This is a genomic window from Salinibacterium sp. G-O1 (assembly GCF_030063305.1).
Classification (GTDB): Bacteria; Actinomycetota; Actinomycetes; order Actinomycetales; family Microbacteriaceae; genus Rhodoglobus.
This window is the reverse complement of the sequence record NZ_JASISV010000001.1, coordinates 633,104-645,397: the sequence shown is the minus strand read 5'-3', so window position 1 is coordinate 645,397 and position 12,294 is coordinate 633,104. Positions and strand designations below refer to the sequence as shown.

At 66.2% G+C, this 12,294-nt stretch carries 11 protein-coding genes; 6 read left to right on the top strand and 5 right to left on the bottom strand.

Going from position 1 to position 12,294, the window contains the following annotated elements:
• Positions 1–38: 38 nt before the first annotated feature.
• The gene (gene sucD / locus QMG83_RS03205; protein ID WP_283503906.1) at positions 39–929 is read right to left on the bottom strand and encodes a succinate--CoA ligase subunit alpha; all 891 of its coding nucleotides are present in this window, start codon (positions 927–929) and stop codon (positions 39–41) included.
• A 13-nt stretch (positions 930–942) separates the two neighbouring features.
• Positions 943–2,106, bottom strand: coding sequence for an ADP-forming succinate--CoA ligase subunit beta (sucC, locus tag QMG83_RS03200; protein WP_283503905.1), 1,164 nt, complete (start codon positions 2,104–2,106; stop codon positions 943–945).
• Positions 2,107–2,435: 329 nt separating this feature from the next.
• Here sucC and QMG83_RS03195 point away from each other — a divergent pair, with 329 nt between their 5' ends.
• Both QMG83_RS03195 and QMG83_RS03190 read left to right on the top strand, forming a co-directional pair.
• The gene (locus QMG83_RS03195; protein ID WP_283503904.1) at positions 2,436–3,227 is read left to right on the top strand and encodes an oxygenase MpaB family protein; all 792 of its coding nucleotides are present in this window, start codon (positions 2,436–2,438) and stop codon (positions 3,225–3,227) included.
• Between the two features lie 31 nt (positions 3,228–3,258).
• Entirely contained in the window at positions 3,259–4,527 is a 1,269-nt protein-coding gene (locus QMG83_RS03190) for an MFS transporter (protein WP_283503903.1), read from the top strand.
• 12 nt (positions 4,528–4,539) lie between these two features.
• Here the strand turns inward: QMG83_RS03190 and QMG83_RS03185 are convergent, their stop codons facing one another.
• Together QMG83_RS03185 and QMG83_RS03180 are read right to left on the bottom strand one after the other, a co-directional pair.
• Entirely contained in the window at positions 4,540–5,982 is a 1,443-nt protein-coding gene (locus QMG83_RS03185) for an RNB domain-containing ribonuclease (protein WP_502948990.1), read from the bottom strand.
• The gene (locus tag QMG83_RS03180) at positions 5,979–8,333 is read right to left on the bottom strand and encodes an ATP-dependent helicase (RefSeq protein ID WP_283503902.1); all 2,355 of its coding nucleotides are present in this window, start codon (positions 8,331–8,333) and stop codon (positions 5,979–5,981) included. Before QMG83_RS03180 ends, QMG83_RS03185 begins: the two co-directional genes overlap by 4 nt.
• Positions 8,334–8,567: 234 nt before the next feature.
• Between QMG83_RS03180 and QMG83_RS03175 the strand changes: the two genes are divergently transcribed.
• The gene (locus QMG83_RS03175) at positions 8,568–9,467 is read left to right on the top strand and encodes an endonuclease domain-containing protein (protein ID WP_283503901.1); all 900 of its coding nucleotides are present in this window, start codon (positions 8,568–8,570) and stop codon (positions 9,465–9,467) included.
• Between the two features lie 149 nt (positions 9,468–9,616).
• On the opposite strand, the gene QMG83_RS03170 is transcribed toward QMG83_RS03175, so the two are convergent.
• Complete coding sequence (locus QMG83_RS03170; protein ID WP_283503900.1) at positions 9,617–10,588, bottom strand: glycerophosphodiester phosphodiesterase family protein; 972 nt, start codon at positions 10,586–10,588, stop codon at positions 9,617–9,619.
• Between the two features lie 33 nt (positions 10,589–10,621).
• Here QMG83_RS03170 and QMG83_RS03165 point away from each other — a divergent pair, with 33 nt between their 5' ends.
• The 3 genes from QMG83_RS03165 to QMG83_RS03155 are packed head-to-tail and all read left to right on the top strand — an operon-like array spanning position 10,622 to position 12,257.
• Positions 10,622–10,879 (top strand): hypothetical protein, encoded by a 258-nt coding sequence (locus QMG83_RS03165; protein WP_283503899.1) that lies wholly within the window; start codon positions 10,622–10,624, stop codon positions 10,877–10,879.
• 2 nt (positions 10,880–10,881) lie between these two features.
• Positions 10,882–11,397, top strand: coding sequence for a hypothetical protein (locus QMG83_RS03160; protein WP_283503898.1), 516 nt, complete (start codon positions 10,882–10,884; stop codon positions 11,395–11,397).
• 44 nt (positions 11,398–11,441) lie between these two features.
• Positions 11,442–12,257 carry a Bax inhibitor-1/YccA family protein gene (locus QMG83_RS03155; protein ID WP_283503897.1) on the top strand — a complete coding sequence of 272 codons (816 nt, stop codon included), beginning with the start codon at positions 11,442–11,444 and terminating at the stop codon, positions 12,255–12,257.
• Positions 12,258–12,294 lie beyond the last annotated feature (37 nt).

Here is a 12,294-nt window from a genome sequence, read left to right as displayed (position 1 = left end):
CTGGGTGCCAAGGAGCCGGGCTCCGCAGCGACGCTGTGTTACAGCGCTGCGAGAACCTCGCGCAGCAGGGTTGCGGTCTCGCTCGGCGTCTTGCCGACCTTGACTCCGGCGGCCTCAAGGGCCTCCTTCTTGCCCTGAGCGGTACCGGCACCGGCGGAGACGATGGCGCCAGCGTGGCCCATGGTCTTGCCCTCCGGGGCGGTGAAGCCTGCAACGTAGGCAACGACCGGCTTGGTCAGGTTCGCCTTGATGTAGTCGGCCGCGCGCTCCTCAGCGTCACCACCGATCTCACCGATCATGACGATCGCCTTGGTCTCGGGGTCGGCCTCGAATGCCTCGAGAGCGTCGATGTGGGTGGTGCCCACGATCGGGTCGCCGCCAATACCGATGGCCGTCGAGAAGCCCAGATCACGCAGTTCGAACATCATCTGGTAGGTCAGGGTGCCCGACTTGGAGACGAGACCGACCGGGCCCTTGCCCGTGATGGTGGCCGGGGTGATACCGACGAGCGACTCACCCGGAGTGATGATTCCGGGGCAGTTCGGGCCGATGATGCGGGTCTTGTTGCCCTTGCTCTTGGCGAGCGCCCAGAACTCGGCAGAATCCTGCACCGGGATTCCCTCGGTGATGACGACCACGAGAGCGATTTCGGCTTCGATGGCCTCGACGACGGCGTTCTTCGCGAACGCCGGCGGGACGAAGACGATCGAGACGTCGGCACCAGTTGACTCCATCGCCTCAGCGACGGTGCCAAACACGGGGAGGATGACATCACCGTCGTGGGAGACGGTCTCGCCGGCCTTGCGCGCGTTCACGCCACCGACTACGTTCGTGCCCGCCTTCAGCATGAGCGCCGTGTGCTTGGTGCCCTCGCCGCCGGTGATGCCCTGGACGATGACCTTTGAATCCTTGTTGAGGAAGATTGACATTGTTCCGTTGCCCTTACTTCGAAGCCAGCTCGGCGGCCTTGTCGGCGCCCTCGTCCATGGTGTCCGCCAGTGTGACCAGCGGGTTGCCTGCAGCGGCGAGGATGGCGCGGCCTTCCTCAACCTTGTTGCCATCGAGTCTGACGACCAGCGGCTTAGTCGCGGTGTCGCCCAGAACCTTGAGCGCACCGACGATGCCATTCGCAACGGCGTCGCACGCGGTGATTCCGCCGAAGACGTTCACGAACACGCTCTTCACCTGCGGGTCACCGAGGATGACGTCGAGGCCAGCGGCCATGACCTCAGCGGATGCTCCGCCGCCGATGTCGAGGAAGTTGGCCGGTCGCACTCCGCCGTGCTTCTCACCGGCGTAGCTGACCACGTCGAGCGTGGACATCACGAGCCCAGCACCGTTACCGATGATTCCGACCTCGCCGTCGAGCTTCACGTAGTTGAGGCCGGCAGCCTTCGCCTTGGCCTCGAGCGGGTCTGCAGCAGCTGCATCCTCGAGTTCAGCGTGGTTCGCGTGACGGAACTCGGCGTTCTCGTCGAGCGTGACCTTGCCGTCGAGGGCCAGGATCTGGCCATCTTCGGTCAGTACGAGCGGGTTGACCTCGACGAGCGTCGCATCCTCACCCTTGTAAACGTCGTAGAGCTTCACGAGCACCGGCGCGACCTTGTCGGCGAGCTCGGCATCGAAGCCACCCGCGAGGGCGATCTCAGTTGCCTTGGCGAGGTCGATGCCGTCGAGCGGATTGACCTCGATCTTCGCAAGAGCGTCCGGACGCTCTACCGCGAGCTCCTCGATCTCCATGCCACCCTCGACGCTGCACAGCGACAGGTATGAACGGTTCGCCCGGTCGAGCAGGATCGAGAAGTAGTACTCCTTGTCGATGCGTGCACCGGCGGCGACCATGACCCGGTTGACGGTCAGGCCCTTGATCTCGAGGCCGAGAATGGCCTCGGCTGCGGTGGCGGCATCCTCAGGATTGTGCACCACCTTGACGCCGCCGGCCTTGCCGCGACCTCCGGCCTTGACCTGCGCCTTGACGACGACGGTTCCGCCGATTTTCTCGGCCGCCGCTCTCGCCTCAGCCGGTGTGTCGGCAATGATGCCGGCAAGTACAGGCACTCCATAGGATTCGAAAAGGTCCCGAGCCTGGTACTCGAAAAGATCCACGTAACTCTCGCAATCGTAGCGATCGGTTTCAGTTGAAAGGCGAATGCCTGCTGTCGGAATAACTCGACATCAAGACACTTTGGCCACGCACAAGCCTACCGACTCCTCCGGGCCACTGCGTTCGATGCCGTCTTAGACCGATCTTAAATTCTTCGGAACTTTCACGCTAGGGGCGCCGGGACTCCGCCCAGCCACGGTCTGGCCCACTTGCGGTGCCGAGATCGCCACTTCTGCTGCCTGGACCGCGTTCGACCCCACAGAAGTGGCGATCTCGATGAAGGTCACTCCCGCAGGGGACTGTCACAGGGCCAGCACGGGAGAATGGGTCCATGCCCGGACTGCCGCAGACCCCCCTGCGAATAGGGGACGTCTCGGCCGAGGCGATCCTGCTGGCCGGCGGCGCCCGCGCCATTCTGCTGCAACTCGCCAATCCCGGTGTCGGGCACGGCGTCGCCGCGCACAGCGACTTCGCGAACCGACCCCTCGACCGGCTGCACGGCACCCTCACCTATCTCTACGTCATCGTGTACGGCACCGCGGACGAGGTGCGTCGGGTCGCACGGAGGGTGGGTGCAGCGCACGCTCCCGTGAGGTCCGAGCCGGGTGCGGCCGTGCAATACAGCGCCAGGGACGACCAGCTGCAACTCTGGGTGGCGGCCACCCTCTACGACACGGCGATGCGCGTGCGTGAACTCGTCTACGGTCCCCTCGCCGCCGCCGACGCGGAGTCGCTGCTCGCGGACTACTCCATCATCGCGACCACGCTGGGGCTACCGCGCGCACTGTGGCCCGAGACTCCCGCAGCGTTCGCGCGTTACTGGGCCACCGCCGAGACCGCGCTTCGGGTGGACGACGTCGCCAAGGGCGTCGCAGGTGAGCTGCTTCATCCATCGACAGGGCCGTGGTGGATGCGCGCCGCCATGCCCACACTGAGGCTGCTAACCGCGGGATTGCTCAGCCCCGCACTGCGGGATGCTTACGGACTGGCCTTCGACCAGCGACGCTTCGACCGACTGGTTCGACTTATCCGGGTCGCGTATCCGCTGCTGCCGCGGTGGATTCGACATGCCCCGAAACGTCGCTACCTCGCGCGGTTCAGGACGGGTTCACTGCCCGGTTAGGCCCGCTCCGCATGGGGGATACGGTTGCGGTGTGAGGTTTTCTGCGCTGCGCGTCCGCTGGTACCGGGGGTACCTGATGGGCGGAAGCCTGCTGATGGCCGGAGATAACGCGGAGCACGCGCTCACCTACTGGGTCATGTGGCAGCTCTACCATTCGCCGGTGCTCGCGGGCTTCGCGGTGGTCAGCCACTGGCTCCCCCATTTGTTCTTCTCCATCCCGTTCGGATCCCTGGCCGATCGCTTCGACAACCGGCGGATCATTCAAACGTCGCTCGCGTTATTCATGCTCGTATCGGTTGGGTGGGGTGTGCTGATCGTCTCGGCCACCCTGCAGCCCTGGCACTGCGTCGTGCTGCTGGTGCTCCATGGGTTTGCGAGCGCCCTGTGGCAGCCGGCGGACAAGGTCATGCTGCTCGACATGGTGGGCACGAAAGATCTCACCAGCGGCATCAGGCTCATGGCTACCGGGCTCTCGCTGGGGCAGCTCGTGGGCCCGGCGATCGGCGCCGTGCTGCTCTTCACGATCGGGCCGGGCATCGGGATGTTCGTGATCGTCGCGCTCTATATTCCCTTTCTCGTCTACCTCATCAGGGTGCCCATCGACGGTCACTCCCGGCGTGCGGGTGCCGCGCGCCCGGCGCGCCCGAGCGTGCGACAGGTATTCGGAGTGCTGAAGGAGGTGCCGAGATTCCCGCCGATCCTCGCGATGATGCTGCTTCAGGGGTCGGTGGGTCTGCTCATCGGCACCGCCGTGATGCCCCTGCTCCCCGAATTCGGCGAACTGCTGGGCCAGTCCGACTCCGGCCTCGGCTACGGGTTGCTGCTCGTCGCCACGTCCCTCGGCGCGATCGTCGGCGGCATCGGCCTTGAGGCAATCGGCGGCGTGCGCGCCAGCTCGAGACTTGCCATCATGGGCACCATCGTCTTCGCCGCGAGCATGCTGGTGTTTGCCCTCTCACGGAGCGTTCCCCTCACCCTCCTGGCACTCGGGATCTCCGGCCTGGCGTCGATCATCTCCATGTCGACCGCACAGACCGTCATCCAGCTCGCGGCCCCGGCGGATCGGCAGGGCCTCTTTGTGGGCGCCGGGCAGACGACCGCGATGGGTTCGCGAGTCGGCAGCGGCGTGGTCATCGGAGCGCTCGGTGTTGCCTTCGGGATTCCCTCAGCGGTCGCCGTGTCGGCCACCGCACTGCTCGTCGTCTCGATCGCCCTGCTCGTCGTGGTCATGCTGTGGGTGCGTCGAGACCGCATCAGGCCCGGCATCGTTCACGCCGACCCCATGGAGGCGCTCGACTGAGCACCCGCCCGATCAGAGCCGGAAGACGACCGTGCCACTGGCGATGTCGGCGGAGACCAGGGTGGCGCGAACGGAATCTCCGGCCGTCACCTCGCCTTCGATGCTCGCCGTCACCACCGGGTCGGTGAGCTGGATGCTGCCGCCACCGTTCTTCGCGCCCGTGACGATAACGTCGAATTGCTCGCCGATCCTGTCGCTGAGCAGCGCGGCTTCGATCGCATCCACCGAGGCCCGGTCGAGGCGGGACGCGACCCCGTCAGAGCGCCCCATCTCCTTGGGAAGCGTTGGGAGCGCCTCGCGCACCCATTCGGGCACAGGCTGTCCGGCTGTCAGCGCCTCGCAGGTCACCAGCACGAAGCGGTCAAGCAGTCGCCGTAGCGGAGCCGTCGTGTGCGCGTAAGGTGCTGCGACCGCTGCCTGCAGCCGCTCCTCGGGCAACTCGCCGTCGAAGGCCGTGTAGCCAGCTCCGCGGAAGAGGGAGGTTGCCGCATGAATCGCCGCGAGCGCCCTCGGCTCTGCCGGATCCAGCTCGCGGAGGTACTCGCCATACGCCTGATCGGTTGGCCACGGGCATCCCAGTGCCGCCACCTGCCTGCGAAAGTTTTCCAGTGTCTCGTCGTCCGGCGCCGGCATCGTGCGCAGGATGCCCACACCGCCGTCGAGCATGATTGCCGCCGCCGCCATGCCGGTCATCAGCGAGATCTGGGCGTTCCACTCCTCCACCGGCAGCGGATCGCGCCGCACCAGCAGGTAGTGTCCCCCTTCGAACTCGACCTCCTCGTCTGGCCGGTTGAGGCTGGCTCCCCCGCGCTCGCGTTCGACCTCGATGCGTCCGAGTCCGACCTCCTTCAGGAGTTGCAGTGATTCGTCCGCGGATCCGTCGTCGATGGATGCCTGCGCCTCGGCGTACGTGAGCTGCTGACGGGATCGCACCTGCGCCCGGCGCAGTGTCGTCGCGGTCACGTTGGTCGCGGCATCCAGCTCGAAGGTCCAGACGTAGGCGCTGCGGGTCTCGCCCGCGAGCAGGGACGCCGCGCCCTCGCTGATCACCGTGGGGTGCAGCGGGATGCGCCCATCCGGCGCGTACATGGTCTGGCCCCGGCGTCTCGCCTCGGCGTCGACGGCGCCACCGGGCGGCACGAACAGCGGCACATCGGCGATCGCGTAGCTCACCACGAAGCCGTCGCCGCTGCGCGCGATGTGCACGGCCTGGTCGAGGTCGGTTGACCCCTCGGGGTCGATGGTGACGAACCCGATCGCCGTCAGGTCGTCCGGCGGCAGCACCGCTGACTCGACGGTCGCGGCGGCCTCGGCCTCAACCTCGGGCGGGAAATCTTCGGTGAGCTCGAGGTCGGCGCGAATCGTGGCGAGCGTGTGCGCGAGCAACTGCATCGGCTCGGTGATCCGCACCGAGGGAACGATGATGCGCTGGCGCGCCTGCTCGCGTTGCGTCATAGCTTCTCGATCGGTGCGATCTTGATCAGCAGGCGCTTTCGCCCTGCGGTGTCGAACTGCACCTCGGCGACGCGCTTGGTACCCTCGCCCGTCACGGCGGTCACCTTGCCCTCACCGAAATCGGTGTGCCGGATGCGGTCGCCAGCCTCGAGGGTCATGACGCCGTTGTCGCGCACGAGCCCGGTCACCGCGCTCGTCCACTCCGTCTTCACGCGCGGCGGCGCGGGCGGCAATGCGCTGTAGCTGTCACGCATCGGAGCGGACCGCAGTGGACGGTTGCTTCGGAATCCGCCACCGCCGCCAGACTGCTTCCACACGATGAGGTCGGCCGGTATCTCCTGCAGGTAGCGGCTCGGCATCGCGACGTTCACCTCGCCGAAGCTCGCGCGGGAGGCGGCGAGCGAGATGTAGAGGCGCTTGCGGGCGCGGGTGATTCCTACGTAGAACAGTCGCCGTTCCTCCTGAAGCCCGCCGGGCTCGTTGGCAGACATTCGGTGCGGCAGCAGGTCTTCTTCGACCCCGGTCAGGAAGACGGCGTCGTATTCGAGACCCTTTGCGGTGTGCAGGGTCATGATCGAGACCGAGCCATCCTCGTCGTCGATCTCGTCCGCAGCGGCGAAGAGCGCGACGCCGGTGAGGAAGTCGATGAGCGAGCCCTCCGGGTTGACCGTCCTGAACTCCTTGGTCTGCGAGACCAGCTCCTCCAGGTTCTCGGCGCGCGCCTCATCCTGAGCATCGCCGCTGGTTTTCAGCGCCTGGTGGTAGCCGGTGCGTTTCAGGATGTCCGTGAGGATGTCGTGCGGAGCGGCCGTCGTGGCCACCCGGCCAGCGTCATCCAGGATCTCGCCGAGCTCGACAATCGCTGCCGTCACCTTCGGTCCGAGCCCGAGCTGGCCCGCATCCGCAAGCACCTCGCGAAGTGGGGTGCCGATGCGGTTCGCGTGGGCCTGCATGGCCGCCTCGGTGGCGGGACCGATGCCGCGCTTGGGCACGTTCATGATGCGGCGCAGGGCCAGGTCGTCGTCGGGGTTGGCCACCTGGATCAGGTAGGCCATCGCATCCTTGATCTCGGCTCGTTCGTAGAATTTTGTGCCGCCGGGAATCCGATACGGAATCGCGGAACGGATGAAGATCTCTTCGAGCGGCCTGGTCTGCGAGTTGGTGCGCACGAAGACGGCAATGTCATTGAGGCTGCCGCCTGCCGAGCGCAGGGCCTCGATCTCGTCGGCCACGAACTGGGCCTCGTCATGCCCCGAGTACCCGGTGAATCCGGTGATCTTGTCGCCGGACCCGACGACCGTGAACAGGTTCTTCGCCTTACGGTCGAAGTTGTTTGAGATGACCGCGTTGGCCGCGTCGAGGATGTTTTGGGTCGACCGGTAGTTCTGTTCGAGCAGGATCACCTTCGAGTTCGGGAAGTCGCGTTCGAACTCGGTGATGTTGCGGATGTCGGCCCCGCGGAACGCATAGATCGACTGGTCGCTGTCGCCCACAACGGTGAGCGATGCCCCGGGGATGCCGCCGTTCGGGTCGAGCTTCATGCGGGTGTCCGCCGGCACGTTCTGCGGCGCGACGGCGCGCACAAACTCGCGGATCAGGGCGTACTGGGCGTGGTTTGTGTCCTGGTACTCGTCAACGAGCACGTGCCGGAATCTGCGCTGGTAGAGCGCAGCGACATCCGGAAACGCACGGAACAGGTAGACGGTCTCGGCGATGATGTCGTCGAAGTCGAGCGCGTTGGCCCGGCGGAGCGCCGAGGTGTAGCGCTTGAAGATCTCGACGAAACCGGCCTCTTTGGGGTCGTCCATGTTGACGCTGCGGGCGAAGGCGTCGATGTCGGTGAGCTCGTTCTTGAGCTTCGAGATGCGGCTCGACACCCCACCCGGCGTGAAGCCGACGGTGTCTGCACCGAGCTCCTTGATGATCCGTTTGAGCAGGGCGCGCTGGTCTGCGGTGTCGTAGATGGTGAAGCTCTGCTTCATTCCCATCGACTCGGCCTGGCGACGAAGGATGCGCGTGCAGGCGGAGTGGAACGTCGAGATCCACATCCCCTCCGCGGAATCCCCCACCAGCGATTTCACGCGCTCGCGCATCTCGGCGGCCGCCTTGTTCGTGAACGTGATGGCCAGGATCTGGCTCGGCCACGCCTCGCGGGTCTGCAGCAGGCCGGCGATGCGGCGCGTGAGCACGCTCGTCTTGCCGGAGCCCGCCCCCGCCACGATCAGCAGCGACTGACCGCGGTAGACCACCGCTTCGCGCTGCTGAGGATTGAGCCCGGCCAACAGGGCATCGTCGATTCCGCCACCCGTCGTGTGGCCGGGCTGCTCGAACGAGTCAAGAACGTAAGTCATCGCCCGCAATTCTAGGCGCGACCGCCGACGCGCGCGGCCTCCGCCCCCACGTCCCTGTCCCCGTCTCCGCATCCCCCACTCTCAAATGAAGGAGATTTCGCCGCCTCCGTGCGGTGGCCCGCACAAACGCGCTCGTCGCGCCGTCTTCTCCTTCATTTGGTGGGTAGGCGGATGCTTTTCCACAGTTCCGCGGATCCTGGCGCCGCGCGGCGCGTGATACGTCACAGTCGCGCCATGAGCACAACAGCAACCAGAGCCGGGATCCGAGTCACGAGCGTCCGCGCATCCATCTCCGCGCTGGACGGACTCGCCGCCACCTTCGAGCTGCACGCCCGCGGCCACACACGGGACGACATCGCGGCCGCCATCCGCTCGCGGTCAATCGTGAGGGTGCGCCCGGGCTGGTACTCGCACCACGATGTGCACCCGGCGGTGTTGGCCGCGGCGAGGGTCGGCGGCCGGCTCACCTGCCTCTCCGCGCTCGAACTTCAGGGGGCCGGCCTCGTCGCGAACCCCGGGCTGCACGTGTCTGTCGCGCACAACGCCTGCAGGCTCCGGATGCCACGCGATTCCCATTCTCGCATCGCTGCCGCCGCGGAATCTGGGGTGGTGGTGCACTGGCGCGACGGTGACGCGCCAGGCCGCCTTCTGTTGCCGCCGCTGGCCGCCATCCGGGATCTCGTTTCCTGCCAGACTCCGGACATAGTGTCTGCCGTCGCCGGGCTGCTGCTTCACCGCCGGCCCGAACTCTGGCCCGAGTGGAGGAGGTCTATCCCCGCCGCCCCTGCCGTGCACCAACCGTGGTTGCGGCGCATCGACGGAATCTGCGAGTCGGGCATCGAGGGGCTCCTGTGGTTCAGGATGCGCGATCTTCCGTTCCCGCTGCGGCGTCAGGTGGGCATTCCGACCGTCGGGCGAATCGACTTCCTGATCGGCACCCGGCTCGTGATCGAGGTGGACGGAGCCGAGTACCACACGAGCCCCGAGACATTCGAGGCAGATCGGCGGCGGGATGCGGTGTTGAGTGCGCTCGGATATCGGGTGCTGCGCTTCAGCTACGTCCAGGTGATGTTCCGCTGGGCAGAGGTCGAGGCCGCTGTCCTGGCCGCGGTCGCCCGAGGCGATCACCTGTAGGGCCCTCGCCGGCACGGCCCTCCCGCTCCGTCATCCAAATGAAGGAGATTTCTCTCAAACGACCGCCGCCGTCTGCGCCACAAGGCCTACGCGACGAAATCTCCTTCATTTGGGAGGGAGGGATGCACCGGACGCGCGGACGCGCGGCGTCAGTCGGCGAGCGCGCGCAGCAGGAGGTCGGGCTGGTCGGCGAAGGCGCCATCCACGCCGGTCGCCAGCACGCGCCGGAACTCGCCGAGCCAGTCACCGTGCTCTGCGGGCCCGGGGCCGCGCCGAAACTTTCTGGCGAGGAAGCTGTTCTCGGCACGCAGCGTCCAGGTGAACACGACAAGCCCGGCGTCGTGCGCCCCGTCGACAAACGACCGGCCGGCGTCGGCCAGCAGCAGCTTTTTGCCGACGCTCACCCCATCGACCTCGTCGGCCAACCGTGCGAGGCCGTCCACCTCGAGGTGCTGGGCGTAGGTTCGCGCGTCGCCGCCGTCTCGGGCCACAAGGTCGGCCGGCGCCCCGGACGCCTCGGCGAGAAAGACCGATCGGCCGGGCACCCCCCGGTCGCGCAGCTGACCGAGCAGGGTCTGCTCGAAACTCTCGACGATGAGATTGTCGGATGTCGCCCATCCGGAAACGGCCTCGGTGAACAGCTCGTCGAGCGGCAGTCCGATCGACGCGAAGTATGTCGCGTGCTTGATCTCGGCGACCATGACCCGCGGCCGGTCCTGCGCATCGATGATGCCGAACAGGTCGGTGAGCCGCAGAATCGGAAAACGCCCGTCGTACGTGGCACTTTCGCGACGGATGCCCGGCAGCCGTTCCGCCGCTCTCAGCGAGCTGAGCTCAGCCCACGTGAAGTCCTCGGTAAACCAGCCATGGTGGGTCACACCGTCGATGACCTTCGTGGTGCGACGTCCGGCGAATTCGGCGCGAGTGGCAACATCCGTCGTGCCTGAGATCTCGTTCTCGTGCCGGATCACCAGCACGCCGTCGCTTGTGGCCACGATGTCGGGCTCGACGGCGTCGGCGCCGAGCTCGAAGGCCAGTTCGTAGGCAGCGCGGGTGTGCTCCGGCCGGTACCCGCTGGCCCCCCGGTGCGCGATCACGAGGGGTGGATGCGCCGAGCTCACTCCACAAGGGTAGGCCACCGGTAGCATTCGACTATGGCCGCCTGCGTTTCGTGCTCCACAGAGCTTGACCCGCTCTGGAAGTACTGCATCACCTGCGGCACGCCGGTCGTGATGGCCGAGCCCCACGAACAACCGGACACCCCGCCGATTCCCGCCGCCATCCGCCCCGACCAGCCCGCCTCGGTGACCGGCCTGGTGCGTGGCCTCCCGAAGCCCGCCCTCGTCGTCATCGTCCTGGCCGTTATCGGCAGCATCGGGTCGTTCGTGGCCCTCGCGATGCTGTTTCGCTAAGCGTGATCAATCCCCACTGGCGTGAGCCGACGTCGACGCTGCCTCTGCGCTGGGGTACATACCGCGGCCGCTACCTGGCTGGCCTGCTACTGATCGTCGGGGGCGCCATCCAGCTTCAGGGTTCCAACACCTGGACTCTGCCGCTGCTGCTCATCGGCACGACAACTCACGCCGTCGGCTGGTCGATCATGCCGTCGGCTGGCTGGCGCCGGATGCTCGTGATCGTACCCACGACGGCGCAGATCTGGCTGATGCTGACGGGGCCGGCATCGATGTGGATGCTCGTCGCTCCGTACCTGTGCTGGCTGCTCGTGCGCCACCGGCCGCCAGCGAGTTACCTCACTGTGGTGTTGCCGTTGGCCAACGGATTCATCATCCCCCAGTTCTTCATGGAGTACTCGGGAATGCCGCTCGCGCTCGTCATCTCGATGACCGTTTTTGTGGGATCTGCATGGTGCGCCCGGCTGATCGCTGCAGGCGGACAGAAACTCAGCGAATCCCCGACTGCTTTCCGCTAAATTTGACGTAACGATGGCCGCGAGGCCGAAGGAGACGACCACTAATGGCCATGTCCAACCCCGCATTCAGCGCTAAATCTTTCGCCACCCCGGCGACTGCCGCAGCAAAAATGAGCACCCAGGTTCAGCCTGGCCTCTCAGCAGATCAGCTTCAGGAGATCTACAACCGCCCGTCGGCCGGCCCTGCCGAGACCGACCGGATGACCTATGAGAACACGATCCTCAAGACGGTCATCACCCTCGCGTTCGTCGTGGGCGGCGGAGTCATCGGCTACAACATCCCCGCGCTCATGCTGCCGTTTGCTCTGCTCGGATTCGTGCTCGCGCTAGTCAACATCTTCAAGAAGCAGCCGTCACCCCCGCTGGTGCTCGCCTACGCGGTCGCCCAGGGCATCTTCGTCGGCGGCCTCTCGCGGGTTGTCGAAGCCAGCGCCCCCGGGATCATCTTCCAGGCGCTGATCGGAACCGGCATCGTGTTCGGCGTCACCCTGGCGCTCTTCGCCAACGGCAAGGTGCGAGCGTCGAAGAAGGCCACGAAGATCTTCATGATCGCGGGCATCTCGTACCTCATCTTCTCGCTGTTCAACGTCGTGACCCAGCTCACCGGCCTGAATAACGACCCGTGGGGTCTGGCGAGCACCGAGGTATTCGGAATCCCGCTCGGACTCATCATCGGACCTCTCGCGATCCTCATGGGCGCGTACTCGCTGGTGCTCGACTTCACCTCGGTGAAGCAGGGTGTTGATGGCGGAGCTCCCAGCCGCTGGGGCTGGAAGGCCGCCTTCGGGATCACGCTGACCATCATCTGGCTCTACGTCGAGATCCTCCGCCTGATCTCGATCATTCGAGGCAGCAACTAAGTTCCGTCTCGCACATGGCCGTCCCTTGGGGCGGCCA